Annotated in this window: 16 protein-coding genes and 1 tRNA gene; 8 read left to right on the top strand and 9 right to left on the bottom strand. The window is 65.0% G+C overall.

All coding sequences use genetic code 11. The features are described from left to right. Nucleotides 1-41: 41 nt before the first annotated feature. The 4 genes from XH92_RS06280 to cpdR all read right to left on the bottom strand — a co-directional run bounded on the left by XH92_RS06280 (nucleotide 42) and on the right by cpdR (nucleotide 1,595). A complete protein-coding gene (locus XH92_RS06280; protein ID WP_194458466.1) occupies nucleotides 42-218 on the bottom strand; it encodes a hypothetical protein in 177 nt (58 codons plus the stop codon). A gap of 133 nt (nucleotides 219-351) precedes the next feature. Next, the gene (locus XH92_RS06275; protein WP_194458465.1) at nucleotides 352-639 is read right to left on the bottom strand and encodes a DUF5658 family protein; all 288 of its coding nucleotides are present in this window, start codon (nucleotides 637-639) and stop codon (nucleotides 352-354) included. Nucleotides 640-1,081: 442 nt separating this feature from the next. Next, nucleotides 1,082-1,156, bottom strand: a tRNA-Val gene (locus XH92_RS06270). A gap of 79 nt (nucleotides 1,157-1,235) precedes the next feature. Continuing rightward, nucleotides 1,236-1,595, bottom strand: coding sequence for a cell cycle two-component system response regulator CpdR (cpdR, locus tag XH92_RS06265; protein ID WP_016843340.1), 360 nt, complete (start codon nucleotides 1,593-1,595; stop codon nucleotides 1,236-1,238). A 305-nt stretch (nucleotides 1,596-1,900) separates the two neighbouring features. On the opposite strand from cpdR, the gene XH92_RS06260 reads away from it, so the two are divergent. From XH92_RS06260 to XH92_RS06250, 3 genes are all read left to right on the top strand, one after another. Next, on the top strand, nucleotides 1,901-2,788 hold the full coding sequence (locus XH92_RS06260; protein ID WP_194458464.1) for an N-formylglutamate amidohydrolase: 888 nt from the start codon (nucleotides 1,901-1,903) through the stop codon (nucleotides 2,786-2,788). A 561-nt stretch (nucleotides 2,789-3,349) separates the two neighbouring features. Further along, nucleotides 3,350-4,129, top strand: coding sequence for a histidinol-phosphatase (gene hisN, locus XH92_RS06255; RefSeq protein WP_194458463.1), 780 nt, complete (start codon nucleotides 3,350-3,352; stop codon nucleotides 4,127-4,129). A 76-nt stretch (nucleotides 4,130-4,205) separates the two neighbouring features. Then, nucleotides 4,206-5,204 carry a tripartite tricarboxylate transporter substrate binding protein gene (locus XH92_RS06250; RefSeq protein ID WP_371817958.1) on the top strand — a complete coding sequence of 333 codons (999 nt, stop codon included), beginning with the start codon at nucleotides 4,206-4,208 and terminating at the stop codon, nucleotides 5,202-5,204. Here XH92_RS06250 and XH92_RS06245 read toward each other — a convergent pair. Continuing rightward, entirely contained in the window at nucleotides 5,201-5,848 is a 648-nt protein-coding gene (locus XH92_RS06245; protein ID WP_194458461.1) for a glutathione S-transferase family protein, read from the bottom strand. The two genes, XH92_RS06250 and XH92_RS06245, sit on opposite strands and share 4 nt — an antisense overlap. 18 nt (nucleotides 5,849-5,866) lie before the next feature. Then, nucleotides 5,867-6,760 carry a LysR family transcriptional regulator gene (locus XH92_RS06240; RefSeq protein ID WP_194458460.1) on the bottom strand — a complete coding sequence of 298 codons (894 nt, stop codon included), beginning with the start codon at nucleotides 6,758-6,760 and terminating at the stop codon, nucleotides 5,867-5,869. Between the two features lie 91 nt (nucleotides 6,761-6,851). On the opposite strand from XH92_RS06240, the gene XH92_RS06235 reads away from it, so the two are divergent. Further along, on the top strand, nucleotides 6,852-7,604 hold the full coding sequence (locus XH92_RS06235) for a sulfite exporter TauE/SafE family protein (protein ID WP_194458459.1): 753 nt from the start codon (nucleotides 6,852-6,854) through the stop codon (nucleotides 7,602-7,604). Between the two features lie 69 nt (nucleotides 7,605-7,673). Here XH92_RS06235 and XH92_RS06230 read toward each other — a convergent pair whose 3' ends face one another. After that, a complete protein-coding gene (locus XH92_RS06230; protein ID WP_194458458.1) occupies nucleotides 7,674-8,309 on the bottom strand; it encodes a LysE family translocator in 636 nt (211 codons plus the stop codon). A gap of 239 nt (nucleotides 8,310-8,548) precedes the next feature. Between XH92_RS06230 and XH92_RS06225 the strand changes: the two genes are divergently transcribed. Then, nucleotides 8,549-10,348 (top strand): adenylate/guanylate cyclase domain-containing protein, encoded by a 1,800-nt coding sequence (locus tag XH92_RS06225; protein ID WP_194458457.1) that lies wholly within the window; start codon nucleotides 8,549-8,551, stop codon nucleotides 10,346-10,348. A 60-nt stretch (nucleotides 10,349-10,408) separates the two neighbouring features. Next, nucleotides 10,409-11,068 (top strand): hypothetical protein, encoded by a 660-nt coding sequence (locus tag XH92_RS06220; protein WP_194458456.1) that lies wholly within the window; start codon nucleotides 10,409-10,411, stop codon nucleotides 11,066-11,068. Between the two features lie 27 nt (nucleotides 11,069-11,095). On the opposite strand, the gene XH92_RS06215 is transcribed toward XH92_RS06220, so the two are convergent. After that, nucleotides 11,096-12,043 (bottom strand): alpha/beta fold hydrolase, encoded by a 948-nt coding sequence (locus XH92_RS06215; protein WP_194458455.1) that lies wholly within the window; start codon nucleotides 12,041-12,043, stop codon nucleotides 11,096-11,098. A gap of 220 nt (nucleotides 12,044-12,263) precedes the next feature. Here XH92_RS06215 and XH92_RS06210 point away from each other — a divergent pair, with 220 nt between their 5' ends. Continuing rightward, nucleotides 12,264-12,734 carry an Hsp20 family protein gene (locus XH92_RS06210; RefSeq protein ID WP_050405799.1) on the top strand — a complete coding sequence of 157 codons (471 nt, stop codon included), beginning with the start codon at nucleotides 12,264-12,266 and terminating at the stop codon, nucleotides 12,732-12,734. Nucleotides 12,735-12,829: 95 nt separating this feature from the next. On the opposite strand, the gene XH92_RS06205 is transcribed toward XH92_RS06210, so the two are convergent. Next, on the bottom strand, nucleotides 12,830-13,645 hold the full coding sequence (locus XH92_RS06205) for a hypothetical protein (protein WP_194458454.1): 816 nt from the start codon (nucleotides 13,643-13,645) through the stop codon (nucleotides 12,830-12,832). 487 nt (nucleotides 13,646-14,132) lie between these two features. On the opposite strand from XH92_RS06205, the gene gltB reads away from it, so the two are divergent. Next, nucleotides 14,133-18,869, top strand: a complete 4,737-nt coding sequence (gene gltB, locus XH92_RS06200; protein ID WP_194458453.1) for a glutamate synthase large subunit — start codon at nucleotides 14,133-14,135, stop codon at nucleotides 18,867-18,869. The last annotated feature ends 91 nt before the right edge of the window (nucleotides 18,870-18,960 follow it).

Below are 18,960 nucleotides of genomic sequence, written 5' to 3'. Positions count from 1 at the left end.
AGTGAGGCCGAGGTGGCTGTGCGGCAGCGACCGCACGTCGCTCAAGCGCCGGGTTTCTCGGCCTTGTCGTCGCGTGCTTTGCCGGTTGCAGCGCCTTGAGCCATTGCCTCTACAGTCTCGATCACGCGCCCCCGCGTCGTTCGATCCTTGATCGAGCGAAACGCGCGCAGCAGCCGGAAAACATCTGCGGCGTCTCGAGCGAGTTGCTCCTTCGTCAAAATGAATCCCCGTGATCGGTGCCGCGAAATGCGCACACTGCATCCGGCCGAGAGAGCGCTGCCGGCATTCCCCGAGATTGGGACGTGGCAAGCAACAAGGCCCGCTATGCCAAGTCGCGCGTATCCGAAAAGTTCAGATCGTGCCCGCGATAAGGAGGACGTTATTGATGACGGGCGTGGAGCAGAACGCCGCGACAAGGGCGATATTGAAAACGTTCTTGCTGCGCCAGAGCAGCGCCATGACGACAAACGTCAGGCCCAGTTTGGGTATCATCCACCAGGCTCCGAACCATGTCTGAGCCATGTGCATGAACGGATTCGCTTCACTGAACCCGAGCTCGAGAATCTTGTTGGTGGTCGCGAGGTCGGCGCATCCGAGCAACAGCACGAAGAGCACAAGCAATACCTTGACGAAATTCATTTCAGCCTCTCGGTACAGACCGCCGACTGTGAAAGTCTTTTGTCTAATGCCGAATCGTTAATTGTTGGTTCGATCGGCAACGAGGGACGGCCGGATGAGTTCCTGGCAGTCTGGGTTCAGCATGGCTCCCGCGCATACCCACGAATGGTTGTTGTTGAGTGATGCCGAAACGACGAGTCCCGTTCACAAGACCCGCCGCGGAGTATGGGTCCCGGGGACGACGGAGTGTGCGGAGAAAGTCGCGCGACGAACGCGAAACAGGAGCCCGCCTTCATGGCGTGGCTTTCCGAGCCGAAGCTCGCGGCCAAAGGCCCGCCTTCGCCCGTTGGGCTTCGGCGTGGTCGTCCGTCTTCGCTTTCACTTCGTTCAAGCTACGCCGGACACGCTTCGACCTGAAGGTCTCCGCGCGGCTGCGCCACGCGAAGCCCGTCAGGGCGAAGCGTGGTGGGTGCGACAGGGATCGAACCTGTGACCCCTACCATGTCAAGGTAGTGCTCTCCCGCTGAGCTACGCACCCAAAGCCATGTTTGGATCGGGTCCCTATAACGGACCCGGACGGGGCAGGCAAGGATGCAAAGTGAAGGTTTTTTGGCGAATCAGGCCGCCAACAACTTATTCACTTCGCTAACCAATTCCCTGAGGTGCACTGGCTTGGCCAGCACCTTGGCGTTTTTCGGCGCCTCCGAATCGGAATTGAGGGCCACCGCGGCGAAGCCGGTGATGAACATGATCTTGATGTCGGGATCGAGTTCCGAGGCACGACGCGCCAGCTCGATGCCGTCCATCTCGGGCATCACGATGTCGGTCAGCAGCATTTCGAACGGCTCCTCGCGCAGCCGCTGGTAGGCCGACATGCCGTTATCGTGTGGAGAGACCTTGAAACCGGCATTTTCGAGCGCCTTGACCAGGAAGCGGCGCATATCGGTGTCGTCTTCGGCGAGAAGTATTTTCGGCATGGCAGGAATCGTCGAATCCGGCTTGAGGAGCAGTCCGAACAGTAAGCCCGACAGACGGTAAATTTCGGGTGAAATTTGCGTCAAGCCAGTGGCAAATGCGCACCATCGATTTGTGGACCGAACCACGCGTCGAATCAACCTTGTGCGGCATTTCACGCATTTAAGACGCGTTCCACGGCGCGCCACACTCTTTTCACTTGGCAGAATGATCGCGATTACCGACAATGCCTGCCCATAAATCTCCGCTTTTCCGGCAGAATCAGTTCCTGCGGGGCGAGGCGGACGCAAGGGACGGCGCCAAGGGAATGACCGAATTTGCTGGCGAGTTGTCGCCCCCGTTCGAGATCGTTGAGCCGCAGGCCTGGCGTGCGCCGATCATTTTCAATTCCCCGCATTCGGGCTCGGTCTACCCGGCCGAATTCCTCGAGGCGTCGCGAATCGATGTGGCGGCGCTGCGCCGCTCCGAAGACAGCTTCATGGACGAGCTGATCGCCGGGTTGAGCGATCGCGGCTTTCCGATCATCCGGGTCAACTTCCCGCGCTCCTATGTCGACGTGAACCGCGAGCCCTATGAGCTCGACCCGCGCATGTTCACCGGGCGGCTGCCGAGCTTTGCCAACACGCGCTCGATGCGGGTGGCCGGCGGCCTCGGTACCATCCCGCGCGTGGTCGGCGACGGCCAGGAGATCTACCGCGAGCGGCTCGACGTCGACGAGGCGCTGCGCCGGATCGAGGTGCTCTACAAGCCCTATCACCGCGCGCTGCGCCGGCTGATCAACAAGGCGCATCAGGCGTTCGGCACCGTGATCGTGGTCGATTGCCACTCGATGCCCTCGGTTGGGGTGTCGCGCGACGAGCCGCGCCGGCCCGACGTCGTGATCGGCGACCGCTACGGCACGAGCTGCGCACCGCTCTTGCCCGACCTGGTCGAGGAGGTCATGAGCTCGCTCGGCTATTCGATCGGCCGCAACAAGCCCTATGCCGGCGGCTTCATCACCGAGCATTACGGCAACCCGGCGAGCGGCCTGCACACCGTGCAGATCGAGCTCAACCGCGCGGTCTATATGGATGAGCGGCACCGCGAGCGCGGACCGCGCTTCGCCCAGGTCGCGGCCGACTTCGCGACGCTGGCGGATGCGCTCGCGAAGATTCCGTTCGGGGATCTCGGCCCGTTCCAGGCGGCAGCGGAGTAAATCCATCGTCGGCACCATGGTGCCAGATGAAGTCATGAACGAAGAATTCAAACTGGCGACGCGACAAGCGCCGAATTGGATTCTCGGTTCACTCGCGGAAATGACGGCCCCAAGAAAAAAGGGCCGCTTGAATGAACAAGCGGCCCAAGTCTAGGGAGGAAACGCCCAAGGAGGGCAGCGATAGCGCGAGGCGCTACCGCACCGCAACAATATGCGACCGCGCTGCACAAAACGCAAGAACTTTCGAAACATTTCTCGGGTAATGTTGGAAAGTCTGGCGAAACTGCAACAGGCCAGCAGGAGCGGCTTTCCGTATGTAGGATCAATATCTTACAAGGGAAGCCCTGAGCGGACAGCATTCAGCGCATAGCTTGTATACCAGAACTCGCGACTTCGTGATCCGCCTGGGAGCCGGGTAAGCTTTCGAATCCGAAGCCAAATCGAAAGTCCGGAACCGGGTCATCAGGCTGGGATAACACTCCGTTAATCGTGCGCGCCGCATGGGATTGAGCTAGGCAAGAACGCATCTATCGCGTCGTTTGTGCATTTCAGGGACATGCCGTGACGGTCATCGACTTTACCGCCTTCATCGGCCGCCTCGCGACCGCATCCGGCGAAACCATCCTGCCCTTCTTCCGCACCTCGCTCTCGGTCGACAACAAGAGTTCGAACGATTTCGACCCGGTCACCGAGGCCGACCGGGCCGCGGAAGCGGTGATGCGGCGGCTGATCAAGGCGAACTTCCCTCAGCACGGTATCGTCGGCGAGGAGTTCGGCAATGAGCGCGAGGACGCCGACTATGTCTGGGTGCTCGACCCGATCGACGGCACCAAGTCCTTCATCGCCGGCTTTCCGATCTGGGGCACGCTGATCGCGCTGCTGCATAAAGGTACGCCGGTATTCGGCATGATGCACCAGCCCTATATCGGCGAGCGCTTCTCCGGCGACAACGGCTCGGCGAACTACTCGGGACCGTCGGGCGAACGGCGGCTCTCGGTGCGGCGCTGCGCCTCACTAAAGGAGGCGACCCTCTTCACCACCAGCCCGCTGCTGATGAATCCGGATGACCGCGCCCGCTTCGGCCGCGTCGAGCAGGCGGCGCGCCTGTCGCGCTACGGCGGCGACTGCTACTCCTATTGCATGCTCGCGGCCGGCCATCTCGACCTCGTGATCGAGACCGAGCTGAAACCCTACGACATTGCCGGCCTGATCCCGATCGTCACCGGCGCCGGCGGCGTCGTCACCACCTGGGACGGCAAGCCGGCGCAAAGCGGCGGCCGCATCATCGCAGCCGGAGATCCGCGCGTGCATGAAGCTGCGATGAAGCTGCTCAACGCCTGAGCTTTGTTCGCCCGATTTGTTGAGTTGCCGGGCGATTGATCTGCGCCCATCCTGACCGCAACGAGAAACGTCAGGGATGGGCGACATGACGATGTGCGACAGGCTGCTGGCAGCCACTCTCCTGCTTCTCGCGCCCATTGCGACTTCGGCCCAGGAGTTCCCGGCCAAGGAGTTCCCGGCCAAGCCGATCCGGCTGATCGTGCCGTTCCCGCCCGGCGGGCCGAACGACATCATCGCGCGGGTGATCGGGCAGAAGATGTCGGAACTCGCAAAGCAGCCGATCGTCGTCGACAACCGCGCCGGCCAGGGCGGCGTGCTCGGCACCGATGCGGTCGCAAAGGCCGCGCCCGATGGCTACACGGTTGCGATCGCGAGCGCCGGCGCGCTGGCGATCAGCCCGAGCATGGAGAAGGTCGCCTACGACACGCTGAAGGATCTCGCGCCGGTGACGCTGGTCGCGACCGTGCCGGAAATGCTGGTTGTCGCCACCGACGTACCGGCAAAGAACATGAGCGAGTTGGTCGCGCTCGCCAAGGCGCAGCCGGGCAAGCTCAACTTCGCCTCGTCCGGTCCCGGCAGCCTCCCGCACCTGGCCTGCGAATTGTTCAAGCTGACGGCGAAGATCGACATCGTCCACGTGCCCTATCGCGGCGCGGCGCCGGCGGTGAACGACCTGCTGGGTCGGCAGGTGCAGATGACCTTCCTCGACCTGCCGGTGATCCTGCCGCAGATCAAGGCAGGCTCGCTGCGGCCGATCGCGCTTGGCGCCCGCGAGCGTGCCCCGACCGCGCCCGACGTGCCGACCACGGCGGAAGTCGGCATGCCCGACCTGATCATCGAGAACTGGTACGGCATGATCGCCCCCGCCGGAACACCGCCGGCGATCGTCACCAGGCTGAACAAACTCGCCACCGAGGCAATGGCCGATCCGGCGGTGAAGGCAAAACTCGCCGAGCAAGGCCTGACCCTGGCCGGCGACACGCCCGACCATTTCCGCGACTTCATCGCCGCCGACATCAAGCGATGGGCGAAGGTGATCCAGGACGCCGGCGTGGTGACGACGAAGCAAGATTAGTAGTCGAGCCGGCCGCGCAGCTCCTCGAACGGAATCATGACGTGCTTGCGAAACGGCGGGCGTTGCTGCAGCCCCTGATACCAGCGCTCGACCGCCGGCAGCGGCGGTCGCGCGATCTCGAGCTCGAAATAGCGATAGAGCGAAGTTCCCGCGGTGATGTCCGCGAGCGACAGCGTCTCGCCGAGCAGGAACGGCGTGGCTTCGAGAAGCCGTTCGAGTTTCGCAAAATGCTGCTCGCAACGGGCGAGCGCCCTGTGAATCGCCGGCCAGTCGCGCTGGTTCTCGGGGGTGCGGAAAAATCCCCAGAACACGCCGCCGAGGAAATCCGGCTGCAACGCGGTCTGCGACCAGTCCATCCAGCCATCGACCCGGGCCCGGACAATTGGATCGTCGGACCAGAAGCGGCCGTTGCCGTGGCGCGCGGCGAGGTAGCGCAGGATGGCGTGGGATTCCCAGACGGTCGCGTCGTCGTCCCTCACGACAGGCACGCGGCCATGCGGGTTCATCGCGAGGAACGCCGGCGCATCGAGCCCGCCGAACGCACCGCCGGCATCGATGTGCTCATGCGCCAGATCTAGCTCGCCGATCAGCCACATCACCTTCTGCACGTTGAACGAACTGCGCCGTCCCCAGACCCTGAGCATCGCACTCTCCTCGCTTCGTCAGCGTTGCGCTTCGGCGCGCAAATATTCCACGAGCTGCTTGGCTGCGCGCGGCAGCGCCTTGAAGCTGCGCGCACAGATCGTCAGCCGGCGGTTGGCCCAGGCGTCGCGGATCCTGATCGTCGTGATCGGCATCGCCGCCGCGCAGCGCCGCGCCGCGGTTTCCGGGATCACCGCGATGCCGACATCGGCGGCGACCATCTGGCAGATGGCGTCGAAGCCGCGCAGGCGGGCACGGAAGCGCAGCCGCGCCCCAAGCTTTGCCGCGTGCCGCGAAATATGGACCTGCAATGCGGACGTTGCCGTGAGGCCGACGAAATCGCGGCCGACCACCTCCTGGAAGTCGATCTGGCGGCGGCCGCCGAGATCGCTGCGCCGCGACGCCACCAGCATCAGGCGGTCCTCGCTGAACAGGAAACGCTCGACGCTGTCGGGCAGCGCGTGTTCGGCGGCGAAACCGAGATCGGCGGCGCCGCTGGCGATCGCGGTCGCGATATCGGTGCTCTCGCGCTCCTCGACATCGACGCTGATATCGGGATGTTCGTGCAGGAACGCCGCCAGCGCCCGCGGCAGATGCTCCGACAGGCCCGAAGTGTTGGCGAGCAGCAGCACGTTGGCGCGGACGCCGCTGGCATAAGCGGCGAGATCGCTCTGCAAAGCCTCGACATTATGCAACACGATCCGCGCGTGACCGAGCAGGCTCTCGCCGGCCGCCGTCAGTTCGACGCCGCGACGGCCGCGCTTGAGCAGCGCGACGCCGAGCGCCTCCTCGAGCCCCTTGATTCGCTCGCTGGCCGAGGCTAGCGCCATGTTCGCGCGCGCCGCGCCCTGGGTGATGCTGCGCGCATCCGAAACTGCGATGAACAATTGCAAGTCGATCAGGTCGAACCGCATGACGTTTCCCGCCCCGCCCTTCGGACCGTCCGAAGGCTAACTCCGTAACCTCCAGATTGTGCCGATCGCGTCGATCGGTCAATGTTCAGCCATGGTCGACCATCTCCTGATCTTCATCGCCTTCGCCTTCCTGCTCGCCGGCTTCGTCAAGGGTACGCTCGGCCTCGGTCTGCCGACGGTCGCGATGGGACTGCTGGCGACCACGATGGCGCCGGGTCAGGCGATTGCAATCGTGATCGTGCCGGCGATCGTCACCAACATCTGGCAGACCTTCGTCGGCCCCTATCTGCGCGACATCCTCAGGCGGCTGTGGCCGCTGATGCTCGGCACCGTCGCCGGAATCTGGATCAATGCCGGGCTGTTGACCGGGCCGTACGCGGCTTACGGCACCGTCGTGCTCGGCGCGCTGCTGGTGATCTACGCGATCGTCGGCCTGAGCCGATTCAACTTCAAGGTCAGGCGGCACGACGAGAAATGGATCGGCGGCATCGTCGGCGTCATCACCGGGCTGATCTCGGCGGCAACCGGCGTCCAGGTCATTCCCTCGATGCCGTTCATGCAGGCGATCGGCATGGAGCGGGACGAACTGGTGCAGGCGCTCGGCGTCTTCTTCACCACCGCGACCGTGGCGCTCGCCTTCAACCTCACGGCCTCGGGCCTGTTGACCGCGGCCACCGCGCTGCCGGGCGCGGTGGCGATGGTGGCATCGTTCATCGGCATGTTCATCGGCCAGGCGGTCCGCACCCGGATGCAACCGGACGTTTTCCGCCGCTGGTTCCTGATCGCGATGATCCTGCTCGGCATCTATCTGGCCGGCAGCGCGCTGCTCAAGATCCACGGCTAGATTCTTGTTTGAGGCGTTTTCTTCACCCGAACCGGTAAGCCACTTCGCTCGAAAACGCGCAGGCGAGAACTAGCGCGCCTCCAGCATGGCGACGCGGACGCCGAGATAGATGAAGAGTGCGCCGAGCGAACGGTTGATCCAGGCGATCACGCCGGTCGATTGCCGGATGCGGCCGGCGGCCCGCGCCGCAAAGGCCGCGAGGCCAAGGCACCACAGCGTGCCGCCGGTGATGAAGATCAGCCCGAGCACCAGGAAGGCGAGCGTCTTGTGCGGCGAATCCGCCGCCACGAATTGCGGCAGGAATGCCAGGAAGAACAGCGCCACCTTGGGATTGAGGATGTTAGTCAGCGCCCCCTGCCAGAACACACGCGAGATCGAGGTCTCGCCGCCCTGCCCGGCGATGTCAGCGATCGGCCTGGCGCGCGAGAGCAGCATCTGCAGCCCGGTCAGCACCAGATAGGCCGCGCCGATCAGCTTGACGGCCAGGAACGCGGTCGACGACGCCATCAGCAGCGCCGACAGCCCGATCGCCGCGCCCAGGACGTGGACCAGGCAGCCGCAGCTGATACCGATCGCCGCAGCGGCGCCGCCGCGCCATCCGTGCTGAATCGTGCGCCCTATGATATAAGCGGTATCCGGCCCCGGCGTGACGTTGAGCAGCAGCCCGGACAGGACAAACAGCCAAAGCTCGTGAATTCCCAGCATTGCGCCCACATTGACCTATGTAAGTAACGAACCGGAAAGGAGGGTCAGCCAAGCTGCGCCATCCCGGCGACACACGAATTCAGTAGAGAAACGGACTGTACGATCCGTTGGTCGCATGCCAATTCCTGCTACTATGCATTATAGGTGCCCGTAAACCGAGCTTCCGCCCGACCCGGCCTGTCTTGTAAGTACCGGATTCGGTCACCTCGGCTAAGTGGCCATTCCAGGGCACAGGAGAGATGGAAAGACGGCTCGCTGCCATTCTTTGCGCTGATATCGCCGGCTATTCCCGCATGATGGGTGTCGACGAGGCGGGGACGCATGCCTCGTTCAAGGCGCACCGCAGCGCGATCTACCCGATCATCCTCAACCACGGCGGCCGAATCGTCAAAAACACCGGCGACGGCTTCCTGCTGGAATTTCCGAGCATCATCGGGGCGATCGAGGCTGCCGTCGCGATGCAGACCCTGATGGCCGAGCGCAACGAACATCTGCCGGCCGACCGCGCCATGCATTTCCGGATGGGCGTCCATATGGGCGACGTCATGGCCGACGAGGACGAGGTGTTCGGCGACGACGTCAACATCGCGGTCCGCCTCGAGACGGTCGCCGTGCCCGGCGGCATCGCGGTGTCGGACAAGGCCCGCACCGAGGCGGGACGGCGGCTTGCCGTCACCCTGCTCGATGCCGGCCCGCACCGCTTCAAGAACATCACCGAACCGGTCCATGTCTGGACCTGGGTGCCGGCCGGATCCGATCTCCACGAGAAGGCGCCGGACGACGGCCCGCATCTGCCGGGGCAATACCGGACCGCGATCGTCGGTGTGCTGCCGTTCGACAATCTGAGCGGCGGCGCGGACGAATATTTCTCCGACGGCCTGACCGAGGATCTGATCCACGCGCTGTCGCTGCAATCCTTCTACCGCGTGCTGAGCCGCAACTCGACCTTCGCCTACAAGGGCAAGAACGTCTCGACCCGCCTGATCGCGCGCGAGATCGACGCGACCTACCTGATTCAGGGCTCGGTGCGCCGTGCCGGCAACAAGATCCGCGTCTCCGCCGAGTTGATCGCGCCCGAGAAGGGCGAGCAGCTGTGGACCGGCCGCTACGACCGCGACATGGGCGACCTGTTCGCGATGCAGGACGAGATCACCGCCAACCTCTCCGCCGCGGTGGCCCAGGAGATCTACCGTGCCGAGGCCTCGGCGCCGGCGCGCTCGCCGAACGCCGAGCTGACCGCGTGGGATCGCTTCCTGAAGGGTCTGTCGCACTACTATCACCAGACCAAGGTCGATTGCGAAACCGCGATCGCGCTGTTCAAGGAGGCGATCGAGCTCGACCCCGCGCTGTCGATCGCACGCGCCTATCTCGCGCTGATCCAGATCCAGAGCATCCAGTTCGGCTGGATTCCGAGCACGCGCGAGTTGTGGGCCTCGTCGGTCAGCCTGGCCGAGAGCAGCGTCCGGCTCGACCCGCGCTCCTCGTTCGCATTTTCGCTGCTGGCCTATCTGCATGCGATGCAGGGCCATTACGAAGCCGCGATGGACGCCATCAAGCGGGCGATCGAGCTCAATCCCTACGACATGGGCGCCCGCGGCGTGCTCGGGATTTGCCATATGGTGATCGGCGACCATCGCAAGGCGGTCGAGCTGTTCTCGACGGCGGTCCAGCGCGGCAACAGCGACCCGCGCTACCAATGGGCCGCGCTGAACGCGTTCAGCCATTATCTTCTCGGGCAATATGATGCATCGCTGTCGTGGTCGCGCGAGGGGCTGTATCTCAACCCGAACCATCTGCAGTGCCTGGCGGTGCGCGCCGCCGCGCTCGCCCAGCTCGGCCGCGCCGACGAAGCCGCGCAGGCCGCCGAGGCGCTGCTCGCCAACCATCCCGACCTCACGGTCGAGCGTCACTTGCGCAATTTCCACTGGAAGAACCCGGCCGACATCGCGCTCTATCGCGATGGCCTCTTGAAAGCCGGCCTCCCGTTCGGCAAACTCGCTCTGGTTGCATCCAACTCGAAATTCGCCGCTGATTCCTGAGCGAATTCATCCACCAGTAATGGATGCTTTTTAAGCTGAAGCTTTTCAGGATGTGGTTTGATGTCCGATACGGCTGCAAACGCGGCGACCGCCCCGCAGGTTTCCCCTGACAATCCCTGCCCGTTCCTGCGTGCGCTGGTCGCCGGCAACTATGTCGGCGGCCACATCGTGCCGCTGCCGGAGCTGACCGAAACCATCGACCGCGCCACCGGCAAGAGCGGCCTGCCCGCGCTCAGCGCCGGCGCCAAGATCTTCATGGTCGCGCAGATGGCCAACGGCATCGGCCCGTTCAGCCAGGTGCGCAGCCTGTTGCAGGGCGCGATCCTCGACGAGCTGCGCAACGGCCCGCTCGACAAGCACGGCGCCGGCTCGCGCATTCTCGACCAGTATGCCGTCGTGCATGAGGACGAGATCGCGCGGCTCGCGACCTTCGGCAGCGACTACAAGGCGCCCGACGGCAGCATCGAACGCGGGCTGTCGGCCGCCGAGATCAAGACCTTCATGGCGGCCAACTTCCAGCGCGCCAAGGACGAGCATCCGCCGTCCTATGTGATCCTGCACTGCTACTATCCGCTGCTGATGCTCGGCGAGTGGCCGGTGCTGCTCGACATCATGGGCAAGGGCGAAGGCAAGGACCGCTATCTCAGCGTCGCCGAGGTCCGGACCCTGTTCGTGGAAAAGCGTTTTCCCGATCGGATCGTCGCGCTGCTCAACGGCTGAGCCGCGAGCTCCACGGCAATAGACTGCTCACTTGAACAGCGGCGTGCCCGGCACGAAGGCGTCGAACGCCGCCCAGAATTGCCCGCGATAGCGGTCCTGCTCCTGCAGGATCTCGTGCTTGGAGCCGGCGATCACGAGATGCGAGCCGGCGCGCAAATGATAGGCGAACTCCTCGATCGCCGCCGTCGACACCACCTCGTCATTGCTCGCCGCCAGCATCAGGATCGGCTGGCGGATTTCGGTTGGATACGTCATGCCGCGGAAGGTGCGCATCGCGGTGAACGCGGTGTCGGCCCAGGCGATCGTCGGCGCCGCGATGCCGAGCGTCGGGTCTTCCTCCAGGATCGCCGCATTGCGGGCGTGGCGCACCGGGTCGCTGGTGACGGGATTGCCAATGAAGGGCGCGAGGCCGACCAACTCGTCGTTGCCGCCCGGAACGTAGCGGCCGCCCTGCCCGGCGAGGCGCATGATTCTGAGCAGCGCGCTCGGAAAGAACGACACGCGGCGGCGCGGCAGGTCGATCATCGGCGCCGACAGCACCATGCGGTCGAACCAGCGCTTGCCGGCATGCGCGAGGCGCAGCATCACCGCGCCGCCCATCGAATGCGCCAGCGCGAAATAGGGTGGTGGACAGTCCGGCAGCACCACCTGCTGCACGAAGGTCTCGACGTCGACCTCGTAGTCGGCGAAGTCGCGCACGTAACCCTTGCGCGGATCGCGCAGCCGCCGCGACGAATGGCCCTGCCCGCGCCAATCGATCATCGCCACCGCAAAGCCGCGGTCGCGCAGGTCGCGTACGGTCTCGAAGTATTTCTCGATCATCTCGCCGCGCCCGCTGAACACGCAAACCGTACCCTTGCGGCCGGGCGGCGGCGCCCAGCGCGCGAAGCGCAGCTCGGCCCCGTCGGGTGTCTTGATGGTGCCACTGACAACGTCGTCCGGAACCGGGTTGGCGGGGATCGAGACGAGCGTCATGAAGGGGACCGGCGTGGTGGGACAGGGTGGAGATCAAGGACGCCTGCGCCGAAATAAGCGACGCGGTTTCCGCCTCTTGAACGCGACGTGACCCCTCCCATATCACCTCAGTGCAGGCCGCTACCAGTGTTTCGGACCCGGAACATGAGGCTGCACACATCTAAGCCCGGCCCGATGGCGGGCGGGTAACTGAAACAGTCGCTCATTGGAGGACTACCCTATGCGTAGCTACGACCTCACTCCGTTCTATCGTTCCACCGTCGGCTTCGACCGCCTCTTCAACCTGCTCGATCAGGTGACCTCGGACGGCAGCCCCGGCTATCCCCCCTACAACATCGAGCGCACCGGCGAGAATGCTTACCGGATCAGCGTTGCGGTCTCCGGCTTCTCGCAGGCCGAGCTTTCGATCGTCGCGAAGGAGAACACGCTGACGATCAAGGGCGAGAAATCCGCCAACGAGAACTCCGGCAACGGCTCCGAAGTGCTCTATCGCGGTATCGCCTCGCGCGCCTTCGAGCGCGTCTTCCAGCTTGCCGACTTCGTGCAGGTGAAGAACGCCTCGCTCGAGAACGGCCTGCTCCACGTCGATCTCGTCCGCGAGATTCCCGAGGCCAAGAAGCCCCGCAGCATTCCGATCGGCGGCGGCGAGAAGGCCCCCCAGGTCGTCGACGGTTCGAAGGTCGCGGCCTAAGCAATGCCCCCCGCGTCAGCAGATATTGGCTAGACGCGAAAACGCCCCGGGAAACCGGGGCGTTTTTTGTTGCCGTGGTGACGCAGCCACGTTGCTCACTCCAGCCCCTGCACCTTGGGCATCTCCTGGGTCGGCAGGATCGCCGGCGGGGGAGCTGCCTGACCGACGGTCGGGACCTCGGCTTGCTTGACCGCCTGCGGCGCCGCCTGGGCCTGGGTTGCTTGGGCCTCGACCGGCTTCGGTGCGGCGACCGCCTGCTCGGCTGGCGCGGGTGCGGCTGCCTGGGCGGGCACCGGCTGCGGCGCTGCTGTCTGCGGGACAGCGGCCTGGGCCGCCGCGGGAGCAGGAGCCTGGGCTGCCGGGGCAGGAGCCTGGGCCGCCGCAGGAGCCTGCGCCTTGGCCGAAAGCGGGCTGCGTTTCGGCACGCGGCTTGCGACATGCGGGATCGGGAGCGGCGGCCGCGGCACCCTCGCCTGGATTGGCCGCAGCATCGGGCCGACCGGGCCGTAGGTCGCGCTCATCTCCTCCTCGTAATTGTCGCCGAGCCGATAGGCCGGGGTGAAGCGGATGATGTGGCCGTCGCGGGCGTCGATCACCAGCCGGCCGTCGTCGCCGCCCTGATCGATCACCGAGATCGTGTAGACGAAGCCGCGCTGCTGGGGGGCGCCGAGCGGCAGATAGCCGTTCTCGCGCAGCACGGTGTAGATCTCGACCGGCGGCAACAGGCTGGGGACCCGGCCAAAGCGCGGCGGCGGCGGAACCTCGGGCATGGCGGCGTAGGGCCCGTCCATGTCGGATACCCTGACGAGAGCCGGGCTACCGATCCGGAGTGATGTCACGAGCTGCGCCTGGGCCGAGGCTGCACTGAGCGCGAGCGCGGCGGCTGCAACCGAACCTGTGAACAACTTCATCGCCGTAACTCCTGTTACCCCGCCCTGGGAGCGTTCCCGCTCTCTCTTGCCGGCTTGCCCGGGGCAAAACTTCAGTCTGAAATTCGGCGGTCCTTGGTCGCTCCTTGGGCCGGATCACGGCGTGTTTGCTTCGAATCGGGGGCGCGGCGGCTCGCCGAGCCGTTCGTTTCCAGCATGCAGGCGAGGACTTCCTCGCGCTTGTGTGATAGACAAAAATTTGGCAAGGTCGAGGTTAGGACAGTAAGGCTGTCTCAATTTCGAGGCCATCCCGGCATGGGGATTGCAACGAGACCTTCGCAAGGAGGACCTCGGCGCCCCGGGCTCCGAGAATGCTGCAGGCAGGGCCGTCCCCTAGGGGACGTTGAAACGCCCGTCGCCTGAATTTAGGAAAATGCGGCTCGCGGCGGACGAGCGGTGGCCCGGTGGGTGCCGCAACGTCCAAGGTGCGCCAAATACGGTGAGGCCCCTTACGCAAGGGAGAGGACACATGAGCGGGTCGGAATTCGAGCGCGAAACCATCGTGACAGGCATGCTGTCGGCGACCGCGGACTCGAAAGCCGCCGAACCCGCGCGTGAGCTGCATACATGGCGTCCTGAAGCCGAAGGCCTGTTTGATCCGAGCCTGGAGAAGGACTCCTGCGGCGTCGGCTTCATCGCCAACATCAAGGGCCAGAAGTCGCATCAGATCGTCTCCGACGCGCTGAGCATCCTGTGCAATCTCGAGCACCGCGGCGCCGTCGGCGCCGACCCGCGCGCCGGCGACGGCGCCGGCATCCTGGTGCAGATCCCGCACGCCTTCTTCGCCCGCAAGACCGCGGAGCTCGGCTTCAAGCTGCCGCAGCCCGGCGAATACGCCATCGGCGCGCTGTTCATGCCGCGCGATGCCGCGTGGCGGAACGTGATCAAGAGCATCATCGCCGACGAGATCAAGAACGAGGGCTTCAAGCTGCTCGGCTGGCGCGATGTGCCCAGTGACAATTCCTCGCTCGGCGTCACCGTGAAGCCGACCGAGCCCTACCACATGCAGGTCTTCATCGGCCGCAACAATGTCGTCAAGACCGAGGACGATTTCGAGCGCCGGCTCTACATCCTGCGCAAGTCGATCTCGCAGGCGATCTATCAGCGCCGCGATCGCGGCATGGCGGGCTACTACCCGTGCTCGCTGTCGTGCCACACCGTGATCTACAAGGGCATGTTCCTCGCCGACCAGCTCGGCAAGTACTATCCCGACCTGCACGAAGCGGATTTCGACAGCGCGCTGGCGCTGGTGCATCAACGCTTCTCGACCAACACCTTCCCGACCTGGTCGCTGGCGCATCCCTACCGGATGATCGCCCATAACGGCGAGATCAACACGCTGCGCGGCAACGTCAACTGGATGGCGGCGCGGCAGGCTTCCGTGCATTCGGAGCTCTACGGCAAGGACATCAGCCGGCTGTGGCCGATCTCCTATGAAGGCCAGAGCGACACCGCCTGCTTCGACAACGCGCTCGAATTCCTGGTGCAGGGCGGTTATTCCCTTCCGCACGCTGTCATGATGATGATTCCGGAAGCGTGGGCCGGCAATCCGCTGATGGATGAGCAGCGCCGCGCCTTCTACGAATATCACGCCGCCCTGATGGAGCCGTGGGACGGCCCGGCCGCGATCGCCTTCACCGACGGCCGCAAGATCGGCGCAACGCTCGACCGCAACGGCCTGCGCCCGGCGCGCTATCTCGTCACCAAGGACGACCGCATCGTGATGGCGTCCGAAATGGGCGTGCTGAAGATTCCGGAGGACCAGATCGTCACCAAGTGGCGGCTGCAGCCCGGCAAGATGCTGCTCGTCGACCTCGAGCAGGGCCGCCTGATTCCCGACGACGAGATCAAGGCCGACCTCGCCAAGAGCCATCCCTACAGCGACTGGCTGCATCGCACCCAGATCCAGCTCGAGGAGCTACCGGATGCGCCGGCCAAGGGCGTGCGCTCCAACCTGCCGCTGCTCGATCGCCAGCAGGCGTTCGGCTACAGCCAGGAAGACATCGCGATCCTGATGACGCCGATGGCGGCCACTGGTGAGGAGGCCGCCGGCTCGATGGGCAACGACACGCCGATCTCGGCGCTGTCGGACAAGCCGAAGCAGCTGTTCACCTACTTCAAGCAGAACTTCGCGCAGGTGACCAACCCGCCGATCGACCCGATCCGCGAAGAGATCGTGATGAGCCTCGTCTCGATCATCGGGCCGCGGCCGAACCTGTTCGACCTGCAGGGCGTCGCCTCGACCCAGCGCCTCGAAGTGCGGCAGCCGATCCTGACCGATGCGGACCTGGAAAAGATCCGCTCGATCTCCGACGTCGCCGAGACCCACTTCAAGTCGCGCACGCTCGACACCACCTTCCACGCCGGCTTCGGCGCGGCGGGCATGGAGCAGGTGCTCGATGAGCTGTGCGCGCGCGCCGAGGGCGCGGTGCGCGAAGGCATCAACATCATCATCCTGTCGGACCGCATGACCGGCACCGACCGGATTCCGATCCCGTCGCTGCTGGCCTGCGCCGCCGTGCATCATCATCTGATCCGCACTGGTTTGCGCACCTCGGTCGGCCTCGTCGTGGAATCCGGTGAGCCGCGCGAAGTGCACCACTTCGCCTGCCTCGCCGGCTACGGCGCCGAAGCGATCAACCCCTATCTCGCGTTCGAGACCATCCTCGCGATGAAGGACCGGCTGCCTGGCGCGCTCGACGACTACGAGATCGTCAAGCGCTACATCAAGTCGATCGGCAAGGGCCTGCTCAAGGTGATGTCCAAGATGGGCATCTCGACCTACCAGTCCTATTGCGGCGCGCAGATTTTCGACGCGGTCGGCCTGAAGGCGGACTTTGTCGCCAAGTATTTCGCCGGCACCCACACCCGGATCGAGGGCGTCGGCCTCGGCGAGATCGCCGAGGAGACCGTGCGGCGCCACACCGACGCGTTCGGTGACGGCCAGATCTACAAGAGCGCGCTCGATGTCGGCGGCGAATATGCCTACCGCACCCGCGGCGAGGACCACGCCTGGACCGCGGAATCGGTCTCGACCTTGCAGCATGCCGTGCGCGGCAACTCGCAGGAGCGCTACCGGGCGTTCGCCAAGACCCTCAACGAGCAGTCCGAGCGTCTGCTGACGCTGCGCGGCCTGTTCCGGATCAAGAGCGCCGAGGACGACAAGCGCAAGCCGGTCAAGCTCGAGGACGTCGAGCCGGCCAAGGACATCGTCAAGCGGTTCTCCACTGGCGCGATGTCGTTCGGCTCGATCTCGCGCGAGGCGCACACCACGCTCGCGATCGCGATGAACCGGATCGGCGGCAAGTCCAACACCGGCGAAGGCGGAGAGGAATCCGACCGCTTCAAGCCGCTGCCCAACGGCGACTCGATGCGCTCGGCGATCAAGCAGGTCGCCTCGGGCCGGTTCGGCGTGACGACGGAATATCTCGTCAACTCCGACATGATGCAGATCAAGATGGCGCAGGGTGCCAAGCCCGGCGAAGGCGGCCAGTTGCCCGGCCACAAGGTCGACGCGACGATCGCGCGCGTCCGGCACTCGACGCCGGGCGTCGGCCTGATCTCGCCGCCGCCGCATCACGACATCTACTCGATCGAAGACCTCGCCCAGCTGATCTACGACCTCAAGAACGTCAATCCCGACGGCCAGGTCTCGGTCAAGCTGGTGTCCGAGGTCGGGGTCGGCACGGTTGCCGCCGGCGTCGCCAAGGCGCGCGCCGACCATGTCACCATCGCGGGCTTCGAGGGCGGCACCGGTGCCTCGCCGCTGACCTCGATCAAGCATGCCGGCTCGCCGTGGGAGATCGGCCTTGCCGAAACCCATCAGACGCTGGTGCGCCAGCGGCTGCGCAGCCGCATAGCGGTCCAGGTCGACGGCGGTTTCCGCACCGGCCGTGACGTGGTGATCGGCGCGCTGTTAGGGGCCGACGAGTTCGGCTTCGCCACCGCGCCCTTGATCGCGGCAGGCTGCATCATGATGCGCAAGTGCCATCTCAACACCTGCCCGGTCGGCGTTGCGACCCAGGATCCGGTGCTGCGCAAGCGCTTCACCGGCCAGCCCGAGCACGTCATCAACTACTTCTTCTTCGTCGCCGAGGAAGTGCGCGAGATCATGGCGCAGCTCGGCTACAAGACGTTCGACGAGATGGTCGGCCAGGTCCAGATGCTGGACCAGACCGCGCTGGTCTCGCACTGGAAGGCCAAGGGCCTCGACTTCTCCAAGCTGTTCGTGCGGCAGAAGGAGGAGAAGGGCCAGACGATCTATCACTCGGAAAGCCAGAACCACCATCTGGAAACCGTGCTCGACCGCCGGCTGATCGAGCAGGCGCAGGCCGCGCTCGATCGCGGTGCACCGGTCAAGATCGAGGAAGAGATCAACAACACCGACCGCTCCGCCGGCGCGATGCTGTCGGGCGCGGTGGCCAAGATCTACGGCCATGCCGGCCTGCCGCTCGACACCATCCATGTCGGCCTGAAGGGCACGGCGGGACAGGCGTTCGGCGCCTGGCTCGCCAAGGGCGTCACCTTCGAGCTCGAGGGTGAAGGCAACGACTATGTCGGCAAGGGCCTCTCGGGCGGCTGCATCATCGTCAAGCCGCCGAAGATCTCCGGCATCGTGCCGGAGGAATCGATCATCGTCGGCAACACCGTGATGTACGGCGCGATCGCGGGCGAGTGCTACTTCCGCGGCATCGCCGGCGAGCGCTTCGCGGTGCGCAACTCCGGCGCGGTCGCGGTCGTCGAAGGCGCCGGCGACCACTGCTGCGAATACATGACCGGCGGCATCGTGGTGGTGCTCGGCAAGACCGGACGCAACTTCGCGGCCGGCATGTCCGGCGGCATCGCCTATGTGCTGGACGAGACCGGTGACTTCGACAAGCTCTGCAACCTGTCGATGGTCGAGCTGGAGCCGGTGCTGTCGGAGGAGATGATCAACGCCGACACCTACCACCACTCCGGCGATCTCGAGGCGCATGGCCGGGTCGACGTGTTCCAGAATCTGCTCGACTCCGACGTGGAGCGGCTGCACGTCCTGATCACGCGTCACGCCAAGCTGACCGGCTCGAAGAAGGCGGCCGAGATCCTCGCCAAATGGAAGGCCTGGCTGCCGAAATTCCGCAAGGTGATGCCGGTGGAGTACCGCCGCGCGCTGAAGGAAATGAAGGCCAACGCCGACGCCGAGCCGAAAATCGCGATCGGCGCGTAATATCACCAGGCGTCATTCCGGGGCGCGCGAAGCGCGAACACGGAATCTCGCCAAGCCACTACGAGACTCCGGGTCTGCGCCCGCAGCGCAG

The organism is Bradyrhizobium sp. CCBAU 53421, assembly GCF_015291625.1.
In the GTDB taxonomy this organism is placed as follows: domain Bacteria; phylum Pseudomonadota; class Alphaproteobacteria; order Rhizobiales; family Xanthobacteraceae; genus Bradyrhizobium.
The sequence above is the reverse complement of the archived record's forward strand: the minus strand, read 5'-3'. Positions and strand labels throughout refer to the sequence as shown.